Raw genomic sequence first — 16,361 nt, 5'->3', positions numbered from 1 at the left:
ATAGATTTTAGTTGAAGAAGAGGAGGGAGGTTGTAGTTGGCCTCCTTTTTTTGTAAAAAAAAGTAAAATATGTATTCTATAAATAATAGTATTAAAGAAACCAAGTTTAATGGCTTGCAGGTTCATAAAATAATAAAAACAGACACTATAGAAATTCTTAGTATTTGTTTAGAAAAAGGAGCTTTGTTTCCAGAACATAGTTCTCCTTTAGATGCGCAATTAATTGTTTTGGAGGGTAACATTTCATTCTCTATAAATAATGCGGTTTATAAGCTTACGGAACAACAACATTTTAGTTTCCCAAAGAATGTAGAACATTGGGTTAAGGCTAATGAAAATTCTAAATTTATAATAATTAGATAAGCCCCTAAAGGATACACAAGACTTGTGTATCCTTTAGGTTTTTTTATTGTATCTTATCTATTGTTGAAGATAAAATATTTAATTCTTCTTTTTGTTTTGTAAGTGCTTTTAAAAAAGTAGGGTCTTTACTAAAGATTGTTTTGTAATATGTTAAGCCATCTAATAAATTGTTTCTAAAAACAGATAAATATTTAACCTCTTTAGGAGTACTTAGTGTGTTGGTCTCTTTAATTTTTTCTTTTAAAAAGGAGTTATAAATGCCTAACTCTTTAATAAACATATGTGGGCGATCTTCTCTTTTAATAACGTTATTGCGCCCATAAATATGGTCCGTAATCTCATTTAGGTTCATTGTTTTAGAAAAATAAGCCATATTTGGTCCAGGGCATATAGAAACACCATCTCCTTCGGTTTTTGTATCTAACCCATAAGCTAGTAAAGCAGAAGTTCCTAGGCCAACACAGGTGCAAGATTTTTCTATAATTTTTTCGTATTGGATGGTGTATTCTTTAGGAGTTAAGGTGTCTTTTTTTAGTTCTAGTATTTTTAAATGTTGGTACTCTCTAGAGGCAGTACATAATCCAGATTCTTTGAAGTCTTTATTTAAAGAAACAAATTTTTTAGGACAAGAACTTCCAGGCCTGTTTTTGGCAATGTTTTTTTCTTTTTCTACATCCTTAGTATTTCCTTTTAAACTATGAAAAGGTATTCCTAAAGGCGATATATTACTTAGGTATAGGTCATTTTCTTTGGCTTCTACTAACTTTTTTACAGTTGCTTTATCTACGGTTGTGGCTTCTGGAACTAATAAAAAAGGGGTTCCCCAACCTACAGAATCTACTTTGTAATGGTTTAGTATAAAATTATGTTCTTCTGCTGTTCCTACACCACCTTGAGCCGTTAATTTTATAGGAAGTATATTTTGCGGAACAGTTTTTTCTTTTCTTTTTAATGCAGAAGTTAAAATGGAATAAATAGAGGTTGCTAGAGACTCTTTCTCATTTTTAAACTGTTCTAGTATAGGCCCCATTAAATAGCCATCTGTAGCAAATGCGTGTCCGCCACAGTTTAAACCAGATTCTATTCTATACTCCGATACCCAAAGACCTTTTTTTGCTAAAAATTTACCTTGGATTAAGGCAGACCTAAAATCACTAACCTTAAGAACTATTTTCTTTTTTATATACCCATTAGAATCTGGAAAAAAATCATCAAACTGTTCTATGTAGCTATACAATCTAGGATTCATTCCAGCAGATAAAATAAGAGAAGAACTAAGGTTGCTTGTGGCATATCCTCTAAGTGCGGCATGGGCATCATTGTACTCTGTTGGTAGTTGTTCTTTCTTTTTATAATTATCTTTATCTACCTTGGTCATGATATTTACATCTATACTACCCATAGAAAGATTTTCTTTAAGCCAATGTTTAATTTCATTTACATTAAAATTAGCTTTAGTTCGTTTATTAAATTCTTTTTTTAAAGAAGAAGTGTCTGGGAGGATAGAAAAATACTTTTTTATTTCATTGCTAGATTCTAGTGTAGCAATTTTTAAAGTTTCAAACTTTTCTTCTGCTAAATTTTGCATTAGATTTAAGTAAGATGTTATTCTTTTTGCTCTAAAGTCTTCCATTTTTTCTGTTATTTCTGAATATGGAAGCTTCGAAATTTCGCAATACATTTTGCGTAATTTTTCTAATAGAATATCATCTACTAAAGAAATGACAGAATCAATACCTAAGTGCGAAACCTTTAAAGGAGAATCGATAGTAAAACCAATTCCCATTACAGGAATATGAAAAGAATGTGTATTTGCCATGAATATTTTTGTTTTACAGTTTTATGAAAATAACCAACTGCAAATTTTCTATTATTCTGGCTCTTAGAATATGATATATATCAGTTCTTAAAAGGGTTTTGTTTTGTTACACCCTGTTATTTAACAATATTTTACCTACGACATTTTTTGTTAGATGCAATTGTTTTATACTTTACGTTTCGTAAAAACAAATACTCATGTTAACACCAAAAAAAACTTTTGAATTTTGCATCTTTTTATATTTTGTTTTTACCCTAAGTTCTTGTTTTGGCCAAGAAAAAACAATAAAATTAAACGGAAAAGTACAAAGCATAAGTAATGATGTTTTATTTGTGCTCATTGTAAATAAAAACTCAAAAAAATCGACAATCACAGATTCTTTAGGGCAGTTTACTATTGAAGTAAAATTAAAGGACTCGCTTCGTTTTACGGCAGTTCAATACCAAACAAAAGAAATTAGTATTACCAGTAAAATTTTTCTAGAAAAATTACTTGTAGTGGATCTTGTAGACAACGTAATAAATTTAAACGAAGTTACAGTAACCCCTTATAATTTAACCGGTAAGATAGACTTAGACATTGAAAGGTTAGCTATTGCACCTAGCGTTACTTCTTCTGTATTAGGATTGCCTAATGCAGATGTCGAAAAAATGTCTCAAAGTGAACGACTTCTAATAGAGGCAGATAGGGGTAAGTATATGCGTTTTTATGTAATAGCACTAACTATAAATACACATAAAATACTGAATAAGTTATCTGGAAGAACAGATAGAATGAAAGGGATGGTAGCTCGAGATAAAAATATGGAGATAGAAAAAGAAATAATTGCCAAGTTTTCAAAGAAAACAATGTCTGAAAGTTTTAAAATTCCTGAAGAAAAAATTGATGGATTTCTTACATTTTGTTTATCCCAAACAGACTTTTCAGAATTATCAAAAGCAACTAACACAGAAGAGATTTGGGAATATCTAAAGTTAAAAAGTATTGCGTTTAAGGAACAAGGTTTTATTAAGAAAGAATAGTTGTTTAAAAGTGTTTGTATGTAGAAAATAATGCAACCTATAATTAATACCGTAGTTTGCTGTTATAGTGAAGAGTTTATACAGTTTTTTTGTATGATTATTTAAGTAATCTAATTAGATACTTTAATTAAATAATGCCAGGTAAATTTTTTAGGTACTAATTATATTTAATATGTTATACTATTTTTTTAAAATTACAATATGAGAATACTATTACTTTTTTTAAGTGTAACAAACTTTGTTTTTGCTCAATATATGGGTGGGCAAGAGGTTAATGAGTCTGATTTTTCTAAATGGGTGCCAAAATTTGAAACTGAATACGCTGGGGTTTATCATTTTGGAGAAAGCGAGAGCGAATCTGATTTTTATTTGTTCTTTTCAGAAGGTTCTATAACTGGACAAGTAAGGAGCGGGTATTGGGAGGAAAAAACAGGAGATAGAAAGAGTAAATACATAACCCTAACTAATATAAAAATTGATAAAGTAGGACATTTTACGAGTGATCAGCATTCAGGGCAATTTGTTACATATAAAACCAAAAAAGGAGAATATTATAAAGCATTAAAGATTGATAATCCTTGGGCAAGTTGGATTGATGCTAGTGATTTTGAAATTGGAACAAAGATAGAACTTGCATTTGATGATATTTTTTACGGAAAGTATGGAGAAACATCCTATAGGAAACTAACAAAGGATGAACTAAAAAAAATAAATACTCAAGAGCTAATTATAATGAGAAATGAAATATATGCTCGATACGGATATATTTTTATTAAGAATGGAAAGATGGATAAATATTTTAAAAAGCAAAATTGGTATAGAGCAGAGCATAAGGAAGTAAGTGTTTTTTTAACAGAAATAGAATGCTATAATATAAAATTGATTAAGGAATTGGAGTAAAACACTACTTTAATAAATTCTTGTTGTGGTATAATATTATTTGCGAATTCCTCTACTCTCAAACATTTTCATAAATAACATAGTAGACATTTTTTGCGCTCTATTTTTTGCAATCCAGGCGGTTTCGCCATCAAACAAATCATCTATAGTCGCAAACCAGGTGTTTAACCAAAGCCCAAAATGCTCTGAGGTAATTGTGCCATTAGTCTTAATATCTACTTCTTGGTGTGCTGTAACAGGGTTTCCGTAGTATTTGCGCTTTAAAAAGAGTTGGGTTTCCCAAAAGTCTGTCAATAAATCTAAATGGGTATCCCAATCTTTAATAATGGCGTTAAAAATTGGGCCCAAAGTTTCGTGGGCTCTTATTTTATCATAAAAAGTATGCACAAGGATTTTTACATCGTTTCTATCTTGAATATCTTGCTTTTGGGTCATAAGCTATCTAATATAATGGTAAGATAGTTAATTATGGCATTCCATTTTTGCAGAAACAATTTCGGTAACTGGTTTTGGAGAAATATAAGGTATGCCAAGCCCTAATCCTCTTAAAATAAATAGAACTCCAATTATAATTACAAAAGCTGGAATTAATTTTTGCACCTTTTGCCTAGTAACGCCTTTTAATAAATTACTAAAATAAATTGCGGTTGTCATTAAAGGAATAGTCCCAATTCCAAAAAGCAGCATATACAAAGAACCTTCCCAAATGTTTGCCATGGCAATGGCTCCAAATAATGCCATATATACTAATCCGCATGGGAGAAAGCCATTTAAAAAACCTATAGTTAAAAAAGTGTCTGGAGTTTTTTTTTGTAATTCTTTACCTAGTTGCGATTTAACTTTGCTGATTACTTTGTAAATGGGCTTGGAAAAATTGTATTTATTAAACGTTTTGTAGGGAATAAGAATTACCAATATCATTACCACACCAATAATAATGGAGAGCTTTTGTTGTAGACCAAATACTTGTAAGCTTTTACCTAATAAACCAAATAATAAACCCATAATAGAATAGGCTACTAATCTTCCAAAATGGTAAATAAAAATTTGCGTAAATTTTTTAATATTACTTTCTCTATCTACCGGGAGCATAAATGCAATGGGTCCGCACATGCCTACGCAGTGCAAACTTCCCATGAGTCCTAATAATAAGGCAGATAGTATCATTTTTTTATTTTATATAGGTAATGCTTTCTTTGTGTAAGTAGTCTTTTTTATTATAATTCCAGAATATTTTAATATCCCAGCGACCATCTAACAAGCGTTTGTCAGGTATGAGCAAATGTGAATTGGACAGACGTAATGGTAAGTCAAAATCCAAGTGCTTATTAGATGGTCTGTAAAGGGATACTGAACCAGTAATATTTTTTTCTTCTATATTTTCTGGGAATTTAATAGATAAACCTTCTGCGGTTTTTGCAATTTCTAATTTTATATTTTTAGCATTAATGGTAGCATCTATTTCATTTTGATAGCCTAGTTCTGCTTTATAATATTCTTCAATTACTAAATCATGATTAGCTTTATGATCGGTACTCATTTTAAAAACAAAAAAGAGTATAAAACTTATAAAACCTATAAATGCGATAATAATACCTGTTCCCCAATTAATTTTCATAACCACTATTCTTTAAGGTTTGTTATTTATAACTTCTAGGCGCTAAAAAACGAGCGGAAGTAGTTTCTATGAGTTTGTCTTTACTGTAAATTCCTATTTTTAATTTGTCTTTATCACCATTTAAAGCGGCATTATTTATTTCTATAAATAATGTTCCTTCTGCTAAATCTTGTGCAGGTACCGTAAAATCGTTATGGCGAACTAACTCTATAGTGCCCTTATGAGATAAGAGTTTAAAGCTTACATCATTAATGTTCTTAGAAGTCTTGTTTACTAGTTTGTAGGTGTATACATTACTAATAATGTTCCCTTCTTTATGTTCGTATAATTGGCCTGGTAATCGCAAAATATTTGCTTCCACTTCATTTCTTAAAAAAAGCATACCTGCAAGAATTCCAATTAAAATAAAAAGTACAGCAGAGTATCCTTTTAACCTTGGTGTAAACTTAAATTTTGCTTTTTTCTCTATATTATCTTCACTTGCATAGCGGATTAACCCTTTTGGAAGATTTACTTTTTCCATAATAGTATCGCACTCATCTATACAAGCAGTACAGTTAACACATTCTAATTGTGTTCCGTTACGAATATCAATACCTGTAGGGCAAACATTTACACATTGAAAACAATCTATACAATCGCCATTACCAAGCGCAGAACGGTCTTCGTTTTTTCTAAATTTTTTTCTTCCATTTTCTCCTTCTCCTCTTTTATGGTCATAGGCAACCACAATAGATTTATTGTCTAAAAGTACGCCTTGCATTCTACCATAAGGGCAGGCAATAATGCAAACTTGTTCTCTAAACCATGCAAAAATAAAATAGAAAACTCCCGTAAATATTAACAATGAAATTAGGGTGCTTATATGGTTTAAAGGGCTGTCTGTCACATACTGTATTAAGCGGTCACTACCAATTAAATACGCAAGAAAAACGTTAGCAATAAGAAAAGAAATGATAAAGAAGATGGTCCATTTTAAAACTCGTTTTCTTAATTTTTCGGCATTCCAAGGCTGTCTTTCTAGTTTTATTTGTGCACCACGGTCACCATCAATCCAATATTCTATTCTTCTAAAAACCATTTCTAAAAAAATAGTTTGTGGACACATCCATCCGCAGAAAATACGACCAAAAGCTACCGTAAAAAGTGCGATGAATAGTACACCAATGATCATTGATATTACAAATAAATGAAAATCTTGAGGCCAAAAAGGAAATCCGAATATGTTAAAACGTCTTTCTAGGACATTAAACATTAAAAATTGATTTCCGTTTATCTTAATAAAAGGAGAAGCAACTAAAAATAAGAGAAGACCATAGCTAACCCATTTGCGATAATCATAGAATTTACCGCTTGGTTTTTTAGGAAAAATCCAAGCGCGTTTACCCTCTTCATTGATGGTGCCAATTGTATCTCTAAAATTTTCGTTTTGTGCCATTACAAACCTTTCTTTATGTTAAGAATTAGTATTGTTTGGTTGATTGTTATTCTTGCGTTGTATCTGGGTCTTCCCAAATATCTCCTTCGGGTGCTTTAGGATTAGCGGGTTCTTTTCCATTAATTTCTACTAAAACGTAACTTGCTACCTGAGCAATTTCTAAAGGTTTTAGGTTTTGTTTCCATGCTACCATTCCTTTTCCGTCCCGGCCACCTTCAGAAATAGTATTAAATATATTTTTAATACCACCACCAAGTATCCAATTCTTATCGGTTAAATTAGGGCCAATACCTCCACCACCATCTGCCATATGACAGGCAACACAATTTGCAGTAAATAGAGCTTCTCCGGCTTTTATGTCAGAAGCTTCTGTGAGAAGTTCTACAGAGTTAGCATCGACTAAATTTTTTGCTGTTTTTTTATACTCTTCAATTGCTATTTGTGCTGCAGCAACTTCTTGCTCATATTCTAAATCTTGGTTATAGTCATTAAAAACATGAAAGCGAAGCAAATAAACTACCGCAAAAATTATAGTACCGTAGAACATATAAACCCACCAAGGCGGTAAAGTGTTGTCTAATTCTCTAATACCATCATAATTGTGGTCTAGAACAATCTCACCTTCTTTTTCTATTGGTTTATTTCCGGTTAGTTTTTTGTATACTTTAGAACCATAAGCCCATTGCCATTCTTTATTTTTAGACGCTATATATTTTTTTTTCGCTTCTTCAGAAAGGGTTTGGTAAAGTACATTTTCTATAGCTTTTAATATTATTTCTATTGCTAATAAAATAAGTAGTACTAATAATAAAAAAACTAGGCTAATAGGGTATTCTATAAATGCAGGTTTGTCACCAGAATCTATGTAATATTCCATTATTCCAAAAACAAGGAAGAAAATTACAGGTATTCTTACCCACCAAGGTGCTATATTTTTCATAGTTTTTATTCTTTAGATTGGTTGTGGTTATCGTTTTCTAATGGAATATTACTTACTTCCTTTATATGTTCTTTTGATGCGGTTATTACCCATAAAAAAAGAACAACAAAAAATAAAAAGAAGATTAGTAAAGACAGCATTGGGTATGTTGCAACGCCATCTATAGTTTCCATATATCCTTTTACAAATTTGAACATAGCTTATTTATTTTCTGAGATTAGTTCTCCTGTTTCTTTAACTTTAATATCGGTTCCTAAACGTTGTAGGTAAGCAATAAGAGAAACTATTTCTCTATCTCTCATTTCTACAAAATCTTCTCCGTTTTCAGAGGCATATTTTTTATCTGCTTCGTAGTTCTTAGCAAAATCTGGATCTGCGTAAAGATTCTTTTCAATCTTTTCTGCTTGTTTGTCCATGGAGATATTTGCAAGTGTAATTTCTTCTTCAGTATATGGTACACCTAAACTCACCATAGCTTCCATTTTTGCTTGTATGTTACTACGGTCATGTTTGTCTCTTACCAACCATTGGTAAGCTGGCATAATAGAACCAGATGAGGTACTTTGTGGATCGTACATATGGTTTAAATGCCAGTTATCTGAGTATTTGCCACCTACGCGTAATAAATCTGGCCCAGTACGTTTACTTCCCCATAAAAATGGATGGTCATATACAAACTCTCCTGCTTTTGCATATTCGCCATAGCGTTCTACTTCGCTTCTAAATGGTCTTACCATTTGCGAATGACAACCCACACAACCTTCTCTTATATATAAGTCTCTACCTTCTAATTCTAGCGGTGTATATGGTTTTACACTTGTAATAGTTGGTATGTTAGATTTTACCATAATAGTTGGTATTATTTGTATAATACCACCAATTAAAATTGCAACAGTAGCCAAAATGGTTAATTGTATTGGTTTGCGTTCTAACCAAGTATGAAAAGTTTCGCCAGCAGTTCTTTTTTTAGAAACTCTAGTAAGCGGAGCAGCCTCTGCTAATTCGTCTTCTACTTTTACACCAGATTTTATAGTTAATATAATGTTGTACACCATTACTAATGCTCCAATTATATACATGCTACCACCAATGGCACGCATCCAATACATAGGAATAATTTCGGTTACAGTTTCTAAGAAGTTACCGTAAACTAAAGTTCCGTCTGGGTTAAATTCTTTCCACATTAACGCCTGTAGAAAACCAGCAACATACATTGGCAGAGCATAAAGAATGATTCCTAATGTTCCTATCCAAAAATGGAAGTTAGCTAAGCCGTTAGAGTATAATTTTGTTTTAAACATTTTTGGAGCTAACCAATAAATCATACCAAAGGTCATAAAACCATTCCATGCTAATGCACCTACATGTACATGGGCAATAATCCAATCACTAAAATGGGCAATGGCATTTACATTTTTTAAAGAAAGCATAGGTCCTTCAAACGTAGCCATACCATAACCAGTAATGGCTACTACCATAAATTTTAAAGTTGGGTCTGTCCTTACTTTGTCCCAGGCACCTCTTAGAGTTAATAAACCATTTATCATACCACCCCAAGAAGGTGCAATAAGCATAATAGAAAATGCAACCCCTAAATTTTGAGCCCAATCTGGTAAAGAAGAATATAATAAATGATGAGGTCCTGCCCAGATATAAATAAAGATTAAAGACCAAAAGTGAACAATAGAAAGTTTATACGAATACACAGGTCTGTTTGCTGCTTTAGGAACAAAATAATACATAAGCCCTAAGAACGGCGTAGTTAAGAAAAATGCTACAGCATTATGACCATACCACCATTGTACCAAGGCATCTTGTACACCTGCATAAACAGAGTAGCTTTTTAAAGCACTTACAGGAAGTTCTAAACTATTAAATATATGAAGTACGGCTACTGTAACAAATGTACCCGCATAAAACCAGATGGCAACATATAAATGACGTTGTCTTCTTTTTATCATGGTGCCAATTAGGTTTACTCCAAAAGCTACCCAAACTAAGGCAATAGCAATATCTATTGGCCATTCTAGTTCTGCATATTCTTTAGAGGTTGTGTACCCTAATGGTAAGGTAATTGCAGCTGCAACAATAATAAGTTGCCATCCCCAGAAATTAAATTTACTTAGAAAATCGCTAAACATCCTAGCTTTAAGTAAACGTTGGGTAGAGTAGTAAACTCCAGCAAAAATTGCGTTACCTACAAAAGCAAAAATAACTGCGTTTGTATGTAAAGGACGTAAACGACCAAAACTTAGCCAAGATATGCCATCTGTTACATTTGGGAACAAAAACATAAAAGCTAATAAAAGCCCTGCCGACATTCCTATAATACCCCAAAACATAGTGGCGTAAAGGAAATTTTTTACGACTTTGTTATCGTAATAAAACTGTTGTACTTCCATAATTATTTACTCTTTTTTATTTAGTTGGATTTATTTTTGGAGTCTTTTCTTTTGTAGTTTTTACTACTAGCTCATCTTCAAAAAGCATACGTACAGATGGGGTATAGGAATCCTCATATTGTCCATTTTTAACGGATATAATAAATGCTACAAAAAATAGAATAGCAACAATAATACTAATGGTTAATAACACATATATAACACTCATACCTACCTGAATTATAGTGTAAAATTACGCTTGTGATTACACCTGTAATATGACTTTTGTCAGGTTTTGAATTTATTTTTTTAAACCTGTGTTTTAACGTAATTTTTTACCTAAAAAGTTTGTTGCAATTGTTGTAAAAGCAACTACGCTTATAGAACTTAAAGGCATTAATATGGCTGCTATTACTGGCTCTAGTTGCCCTGTAATTGCAAAATATAATCCTACAATATTGTACAATAAAGAGAGGAGAAAACTCCATTTAATTATATTCATGGCTTTTTTTGAGACAAGGATATAAGTGTATAATTCCTGAAATTTTGTAGCATCTAAAATGCCATCGCAGGCAGGAGAAAATACATTTACATTTTCTGAGATTGCAATGCCAACATTACTCTGTGCTAAAGCTCCAGCGTCATTTAAACCATCGCCAACCATCATTACCGTTTTTCCTTGGTCTTGTAACGATTTTATAAACTCTAATTTGTCTTCTGGTTTTTGATTAAAATATAGCGGAGTAAGTTTTGGAAGTAATTTTTCTAGTCTAGATTTTTCGCCAGAATTATCTCCAGAAAGTATAGCTAATTTTAATGTTTTAGACATTTTGGAAAACAAATTAGAAACTCCTTCTCTGTATTCGTTTTTAAAAATAAATCTACCTTTATAAGCATCATTACTACTTATGTGTACCGATGTGTTTTTAGCATCTTTAGTGCTAGTGTTTTTCACAAAACTTGCCGAGCCAATTTTAATCGTAGCATTTTCTTTAGTACCTATTATTCCTTTTCCTAAATGTTCTTCATACGCATCTAGAGTTACAATATTTTGTTCAGAAAGCATACTATATAAAGACCTGCTTAATGGATGATTAGAAGAGCGAAGTGTATTTTTTAATAAAGCTTCTTCTTCCTTGGTGAGGGAATAACCTTCATAGCTGGCTGTGCTCTTTTTAGCTGTTGTAATGGTTCCTGTTTTATCAAAAATTACAGTGTCTATTTTTGCAAGTTGTTCTATAGTGTACGTGTCTTTTAGATAAAATTTATTTTTACCATAAATGCGGAGCATATTTCCAAGTGTAAATGGGGAAGCTAGCGCTATTGCGCAAGGACAAGCAATTATAAGTACTGCTGTAAAAACATTTAATGCCATACTTGGATTATAAAACAGCCAAAATAAAGTTGCTAAAAAGGCAATGCTTAAAACACCAATAGTAAAGCGTTTTCCAATACTATCTGTAATAGATTGGAACCTACTGGTTTTATTAGTTTTAAAAATAGAATTGCTCCATAATTGGGTAAGGTAACTTTGAGAAACTGTTTTTAAAGCTTCCATTTCTATGGCGCTGTGTAACTGTTTGCCACCAGCAAAAATTTTATCTCCAGAGACTTTGGTAACAGGTTCTGATTCTCCTGTAACAAAACTATAATCTATTCGAGAAATGGGACTTATTAAAACACCATCTACTGGAATTAATTCTTCGTTTCTAATAAGAATTTTGTCCCCTTTTTTTATATCATGAATAGGAGCAGTTTCTTCCTTTTTATTGGGTAAAATACGTGTTACGGCAATAGGAAAGTAAGATTTGTAATCCCTTTCAAAAGATAAAAAAGAATAAGTTTTTTGCTGAAAAAATTTTCCTAATAATAAAAAGAAAACAAGACCTGTAAGACTATCAAAAAAACCGGGACCCCATTGTAGTATAATCTCTGTTGTGCTTCTTAAAAACAAAACTAAAATTCCAAGTGCAATTGGAACATCAATATTTAAAAGTTTAGAACGTAATCCTTTATATGCCGAAATAAAATAATTTTGCGCAGCATAAAAAACTACTGGTAAAGAAAAAGCAAACATAATCCACCTAAAAATATCCTGGTATTTATTTAGCCAAAATTCGCCGCCATTTTTGGCACTAGAAGCTAAATCAAAATACTCTGGAAAGGATAAAAACATAACATTGCCAAAAGCAAAACCTGCAATTCCTAGTTTATAAAGGAGTGTGTTGTTAGTACTTTTTTTTGGGTTATTATAGTCTTCTAAAGAAATAGTGGGTTCATACCCAATATGCGTTAATAATAGTACTACTTCTTTTAAAGAAATAGACTCTGGATTATAGCTTATACGGACTGTTTTTTTAGGAAAATCTACTTGAGAATTACTAATGTGTTGGTTTAGTTTATTCAGGTTTTCTAATACCCAAATACAAGAACTACAATGTATATGCGGAATGTATAGGTTTATTATTTGTATGTTGGTATCCTTAAATTCTAACAGCTTTTCTGAGATATCAGTAGTATCAAGAAAATCATACTTGCCTTCTACAATATTCGGTGTAGCTCCCGCAGAAGTTTCTATATCATAATAATAAGATAAATTGTTGGTAGAGAATATTTCATAGACGGTTTTGCACCCATTACAGCAGAACTTTTTCTCATCAAAATCTACTATAGTGCTTGTACAATCGTCGCCACAATGGTAACATTTTTCCATTTTATTTAAACATTTGCTAATACCTGATACAAAGGTTGTTATATATAGAAGGAGAAAACATGATATATGTCAGGTTTTGTTTACCTTGTTAGGTGTAATTTTGTTGTGTCAGGTAAAAAGTGGTAATTATGGAAACAAGATGTGAAAATTGTATAGTCCGGAAATTTAATTCTTTAAGAGCAATGAATAAGGAAGAGTTAAAACAAGTTTCTGATGCTAAGGTTACTAAAAAGTTTAAAAAAGGCGATGCTCTTTTTGAAGAAGGCGAAAAGTTAAACGGAGTTTACTGTGTGCGAGATGGCGTATCTAAACTTTCTAAACTTAGTGCAAATGGCAAAGACCAGATTGTAAAATTAGCAACCACAGGTGAAGTTATGGGGCAGCGTGCCGTAATTGTAGAAGAACCTACCAATTTAAGTGCTGTAGCTGTAAATGATATGGAGGTTTGCTTTGTTCCTAAAGAGATTATTGTAGATAGCATGCATAAAAACCCCGATTTTACTTTAGAAGTTTTACGGCATATGGCACATGATTTAAAAGAGGCCGATGATGTTATTGTAAATATGTCTCAGAAGACGGTAAAGCAACGTGTAGCAGAAGCTTTTTTATATTTAAAAAATAATTATGGGGTAGATGAGGAAGGATTTTTAAACCTTACTTTATCTAGAGAAGATATAGCTAATGTGGTTGGTACAGCTACAGAATCTTGTATTCGTATTATATCGGAATTTAAGAAAAAAGGATTTCTTAAAACTTCAGGAAAAAGAATAGGTATAGTTAAAGAGAAAGAACTACAATCTTTAATAGATGGTTTCTAAAAAAACTAAGTAGAGCTAAAACTGACATTTGTCATAGTTTTAAAAATACTCTAAAGCTAACTTTACAACTCAGTTAAAAGAGTAGCATGAAAAAAATAGTAATACCCACCGATTTTTCGGATAACGCTTGGAATGCAACTAAATATGCATTGGAACTTTTTAAAGAGGAAGAATGTACTTTTTTTTTAGTTAACACCTATACTCCAGCAATAGCAAATAGTCGCTTTATGGCCGCAGCTATAAATGGAGTAACAATAGAGGATAGTGTTTCTTTAGCATCTAAAAAAGGCTTACAAACAGTAGTAAAAAAAATAAAGAAAAATTACGATAACCCAAGGCATAAGTTTAATATTATATCTTCTTTTAATTTATTAGTAGATGAAATAAAAGAAATTGTAGAAGAAGAGAATATAGACTTAATAGTAACAGGTACTAAAGGAAGTTCTGGTTTAGAAGAAGTTTTTATGGGTAGTAATACAGTGCGTATTATTAAATCTATTAAAAATTGTCCAGTTTTAGCAATACCAGAGCTTTTTGACTATAGTAGCCCTATAGAAATGGCATTTGCAACAGATTTTAATCGGTTTTATTCTCTGTCAGAATTACAACCATTAATTACTTTGGCTAAAACTTTTAAATCTGTAATACGTATTGTACATGTGCAATATGAGATTAAGGCATTAACAGAATTACAGCATTTTAACTTAGGAATGCTTCGTAAATATTTTAATGAGGTAGAGCATTATGTGCATACCGTGTCCGAGTTAAATTCTGTCTCTAAAACATTAGAAATTTTTAGCTCAGAGTTAGATATTCATTTATTGGCTATGCTTAATTACCAACATAGTTATATGGAAAAAATGACAAGAGAACCTGTTGTAAAACGTATAGCTTTTCATACCCAAATACCACTATTAGTAATTCCTGAACTAGGAATGGCTCCACCATCTAATGCTTTTAAAAAAGAACAAAAAGTTCTAGTTAAATAACAAGCCTTAGTTAGTTTTCCAAAACTTATCAGCTTCAGGAATGTTTTTATTGTTTCCTAAAGTAAAAGGGCTAAACTTTAATTGAGAAAAAAGATACCAAGCAGAGGAAGATATTGCAGGAGTAAGGTCTGCATGATCCCAAAGTAGACCGGCTCCATACGTTGTTCCATGGTTAGTAGTGTATGGTATTCCTTGTGCGCCTTCCAAAGAAGTACTAGTAATAAATGTTTTTTCTAAATTTTTAATAATATCGTTTGCTTCTTTATCTTTATTTTTTTGTTGAAAAGCAACTAAAATTTGTGCGGTACCTTCTAACCAAATTACATCTTTATCCTCGTCAAAAGAATAGCCTGTAATTAACTCACCATTTGTAGTGTTAATTTGTGTGTTTTTGTAGCGGTCTAGTTTAGTTAATGCTTCAATAGGAAAATCCGGAAAAATACCAATACTTAAGCCATGCAAGTCTAAAGCGTATTTGTAATCTGGGTTTTCTGGCCAAGCAGTTACTAATTTTTCAGAGCTATCCCATCTATTTAATTTTAAAAAAGAAAGAATATTAGTATGGAAATTATCATAGCCAGGTACCGCATTAAATGCGGTTATTATGCCTTCGGTTACTTTTGGAATTTCGGTTCCATCTTCATTATAACCTCCTATTAAACTGCCATCTTCTTTTTGTAATGAACGTAGCCATTGCTCTAGAGCATTAGCCATTGCACTATATTTTTGTGTTTGGGTAGCTTCATGATAGTGGTTAAGAGCAATTAGCAGCCAAGCATTATCTCCCATCCAAGTTCTACTGCCTTGTTCTCCTTTATTATTTCTAAATTGGTAAAAACCTCCAGTACCATGTAGTAATTCTGCATTTAATTTGCCATTAAAAAAATTAAATATTTTTTCAGCTTTTTTAATTTCTCCTTCTTTTATGTAGACTAAAGCAGCTAAAGAGTTATCGTATAAAGAAACAAAATTTGTGTTTTCTGCACTTTCTAAAAGTCCGTTAGCTTGTTGCATATTAGAAACCCATGTATTGGTTTTAGATGCTGCCGCAGATAAATTAATAACGTTTGGTTCTTCTATTGGAATAATTTCTGGAGTTAACTTGTCTTTAGCTATCTCTTCAAAAATTACTTCTTCTTTAGAACAAGAAGTTACTACTAAGGAAATACAAATTAGAAATAAATTAAACTTACCCATAACATATTTATTACTATATGTTTACAAAGGTAAATTCCCTTAGAGCTACATGAAGAGAATTACGTTGTAGTGTAAGGTTTTTCGTTCCATGGACGTTTTTTATTTCATAAACCCCTTTTTTTGCTTTTCATCTAGATTCAGGTATTGCCGGTTAGTACAATAG

The 16,361-nt window shown here is 31.7% G+C and carries 16 protein-coding genes; 5 read left to right on the top strand and 11 right to left on the bottom strand.

The annotated features are described in order from the left end of the window. The first annotated feature begins 69 nt into the window (after positions 1–69). Positions 70–363 (top strand): cupin domain-containing protein, encoded by a 294-nt coding sequence (locus CLV91_RS01515; RefSeq protein ID WP_121063278.1) that lies wholly within the window; start codon positions 70–72, stop codon positions 361–363. A gap of 43 nt (positions 364–406) precedes the next feature. Here the strand turns inward: CLV91_RS01515 and CLV91_RS01510 are convergent, their stop codons facing one another. Then, the gene (locus CLV91_RS01510) at positions 407–2,182 is read right to left on the bottom strand and encodes a hypothetical protein (RefSeq protein ID WP_211333180.1); all 1,776 of its coding nucleotides are present in this window, start codon (positions 2,180–2,182) and stop codon (positions 407–409) included. Positions 2,183–2,379: 197 nt separating this feature from the next. Here CLV91_RS01510 and CLV91_RS01505 point away from each other — a divergent pair, with 197 nt between their 5' ends. Both CLV91_RS01505 and CLV91_RS01500 read left to right on the top strand, forming a co-directional pair. Beyond that, a complete protein-coding gene (locus CLV91_RS01505) occupies positions 2,380–3,204 on the top strand; it encodes a carboxypeptidase-like regulatory domain-containing protein (RefSeq protein ID WP_121063276.1) in 825 nt (274 codons plus the stop codon). Positions 3,205–3,405: 201 nt separating this feature from the next. Next, on the top strand, positions 3,406–4,104 hold the full coding sequence (locus tag CLV91_RS01500; RefSeq protein WP_121063274.1) for a YARHG domain-containing protein: 699 nt from the start codon (positions 3,406–3,408) through the stop codon (positions 4,102–4,104). Between the two features lie 36 nt (positions 4,105–4,140). Here CLV91_RS01500 and CLV91_RS01495 read toward each other — a convergent pair whose 3' ends face one another. From CLV91_RS01495 to CLV91_RS01455, 9 genes are all read right to left on the bottom strand, one after another. Continuing rightward, a complete protein-coding gene (locus CLV91_RS01495) occupies positions 4,141–4,539 on the bottom strand; it encodes a group III truncated hemoglobin (RefSeq protein ID WP_121063272.1) in 399 nt (132 codons plus the stop codon). A 27-nt stretch (positions 4,540–4,566) separates the two neighbouring features. Further along, entirely contained in the window at positions 4,567–5,271 is a 705-nt protein-coding gene (locus tag CLV91_RS01490) for a sulfite exporter TauE/SafE family protein (protein ID WP_121063270.1), read from the bottom strand. 4 nt (positions 5,272–5,275) lie between these two features. Continuing rightward, entirely contained in the window at positions 5,276–5,722 is a 447-nt protein-coding gene (locus CLV91_RS01485; RefSeq protein ID WP_121063268.1) for a FixH family protein, read from the bottom strand. Between the two features lie 22 nt (positions 5,723–5,744). Next, the gene (gene ccoG / locus CLV91_RS01480; RefSeq protein WP_121063266.1) at positions 5,745–7,160 is read right to left on the bottom strand and encodes a cytochrome c oxidase accessory protein CcoG; all 1,416 of its coding nucleotides are present in this window, start codon (positions 7,158–7,160) and stop codon (positions 5,745–5,747) included. Positions 7,161–7,206: 46 nt separating this feature from the next. Then, the gene (locus CLV91_RS01475) at positions 7,207–8,100 is read right to left on the bottom strand and encodes a cbb3-type cytochrome c oxidase N-terminal domain-containing protein (RefSeq protein ID WP_121063264.1); all 894 of its coding nucleotides are present in this window, start codon (positions 8,098–8,100) and stop codon (positions 7,207–7,209) included. Between the two features lie 5 nt (positions 8,101–8,105). Beyond that, positions 8,106–8,297, bottom strand: coding sequence for a CcoQ/FixQ family Cbb3-type cytochrome c oxidase assembly chaperone (locus CLV91_RS01470; protein ID WP_121063262.1), 192 nt, complete (start codon positions 8,295–8,297; stop codon positions 8,106–8,108). Between the two features lie 3 nt (positions 8,298–8,300). After that, positions 8,301–10,502 (bottom strand): cytochrome-c oxidase, cbb3-type subunit I, encoded by a 2,202-nt coding sequence (ccoN, locus tag CLV91_RS01465; RefSeq protein ID WP_121063260.1) that lies wholly within the window; start codon positions 10,500–10,502, stop codon positions 8,301–8,303. Between the two features lie 16 nt (positions 10,503–10,518). Next, a complete protein-coding gene (gene ccoS, locus CLV91_RS01460) occupies positions 10,519–10,710 on the bottom strand; it encodes a cbb3-type cytochrome oxidase assembly protein CcoS (protein WP_121063258.1) in 192 nt (63 codons plus the stop codon). A gap of 93 nt (positions 10,711–10,803) precedes the next feature. Continuing rightward, entirely contained in the window at positions 10,804–13,194 is a 2,391-nt protein-coding gene (locus CLV91_RS01455; RefSeq protein WP_121063256.1) for a heavy metal translocating P-type ATPase, read from the bottom strand. A gap of 128 nt (positions 13,195–13,322) precedes the next feature. On the opposite strand from CLV91_RS01455, the gene CLV91_RS01450 reads away from it, so the two are divergent. Then, on the top strand, positions 13,323–14,012 hold the full coding sequence (locus CLV91_RS01450; protein ID WP_121063254.1) for a Crp/Fnr family transcriptional regulator: 690 nt from the start codon (positions 13,323–13,325) through the stop codon (positions 14,010–14,012). A gap of 86 nt (positions 14,013–14,098) precedes the next feature. Further along, complete coding sequence (locus tag CLV91_RS01445; protein ID WP_121063252.1) at positions 14,099–15,001, top strand: universal stress protein; 903 nt, start codon at positions 14,099–14,101, stop codon at positions 14,999–15,001. A gap of 6 nt (positions 15,002–15,007) precedes the next feature. Here the strand turns inward: CLV91_RS01445 and CLV91_RS01440 are convergent, their stop codons facing one another. Then, complete coding sequence (locus tag CLV91_RS01440; RefSeq protein WP_121063250.1) at positions 15,008–16,198, bottom strand: hypothetical protein; 1,191 nt, start codon at positions 16,196–16,198, stop codon at positions 15,008–15,010. Between the last annotated feature and the right edge of the window lie 163 nt (positions 16,199–16,361).

Source organism: Maribacter vaceletii (assembly GCF_003634105.1).
Lineage (GTDB): Bacteria > Bacteroidota > Bacteroidia > Flavobacteriales > Flavobacteriaceae > Maribacter_B > Maribacter_B vaceletii.
This window is presented reverse-complemented; position numbering and strand designations above follow the sequence as displayed.

What these genes read in the sequence shown, in the direction of transcription:
- CLV91_RS01515 (WP_121063278.1), top strand. Translation starts at nt 70, where the DNA reads ATGTATTCTATAAATAATAGTATTAAAGAAACCAAGTTTAATGGCTTG.
- CLV91_RS01510 (WP_211333180.1), bottom strand. Translation starts at nt 2,182, where the DNA reads ATGGCAAATACACATTCTTTTCATATTCCTGTAATGGGAATTGGTTTT.
- CLV91_RS01505 (WP_121063276.1), top strand. Translation starts at nt 2,380, where the DNA reads ATGTTAACACCAAAAAAAACTTTTGAATTTTGCATCTTTTTATATTTT.
- CLV91_RS01500 (WP_121063274.1), top strand. Translation starts at nt 3,406, where the DNA reads ATGAGAATACTATTACTTTTTTTAAGTGTAACAAACTTTGTTTTTGCT.
- CLV91_RS01495 (WP_121063272.1), bottom strand. Translation starts at nt 4,539, where the DNA reads ATGACCCAAAAGCAAGATATTCAAGATAGAAACGATGTAAAAATCCTT.
- CLV91_RS01490 (WP_121063270.1), bottom strand. Translation starts at nt 5,271, where the DNA reads ATGATACTATCTGCCTTATTATTAGGACTCATGGGAAGTTTGCACTGC.
- CLV91_RS01485 (WP_121063268.1), bottom strand. Translation starts at nt 5,722, where the DNA reads ATGAAAATTAATTGGGGAACAGGTATTATTATCGCATTTATAGGTTTT.
- ccoG (WP_121063266.1), bottom strand. Translation starts at nt 7,160, where the DNA reads ATGGCACAAAACGAAAATTTTAGAGATACAATTGGCACCATCAATGAA.
- CLV91_RS01475 (WP_121063264.1), bottom strand. Translation starts at nt 8,100, where the DNA reads ATGAAAAATATAGCACCTTGGTGGGTAAGAATACCTGTAATTTTCTTC.
- CLV91_RS01470 (WP_121063262.1), bottom strand. Translation starts at nt 8,297, where the DNA reads ATGTTCAAATTTGTAAAAGGATATATGGAAACTATAGATGGCGTTGCA.
- ccoN (WP_121063260.1), bottom strand. Translation starts at nt 10,502, where the DNA reads ATGGAAGTACAACAGTTTTATTACGATAACAAAGTCGTAAAAAATTTC.
- ccoS (WP_121063258.1), bottom strand. Translation starts at nt 10,710, where the DNA reads ATGAGTGTTATATATGTGTTATTAACCATTAGTATTATTGTTGCTATT.
- CLV91_RS01455 (WP_121063256.1), bottom strand. Translation starts at nt 13,194, where the DNA reads ATGGAAAAATGTTACCATTGTGGCGACGATTGTACAAGCACTATAGTA.
- CLV91_RS01450 (WP_121063254.1), top strand. Translation starts at nt 13,323, where the DNA reads ATGGAAACAAGATGTGAAAATTGTATAGTCCGGAAATTTAATTCTTTA.
- CLV91_RS01445 (WP_121063252.1), top strand. Translation starts at nt 14,099, where the DNA reads ATGAAAAAAATAGTAATACCCACCGATTTTTCGGATAACGCTTGGAAT.
- CLV91_RS01440 (WP_121063250.1), bottom strand. Translation starts at nt 16,198, where the DNA reads ATGGGTAAGTTTAATTTATTTCTAATTTGTATTTCCTTAGTAGTAACT.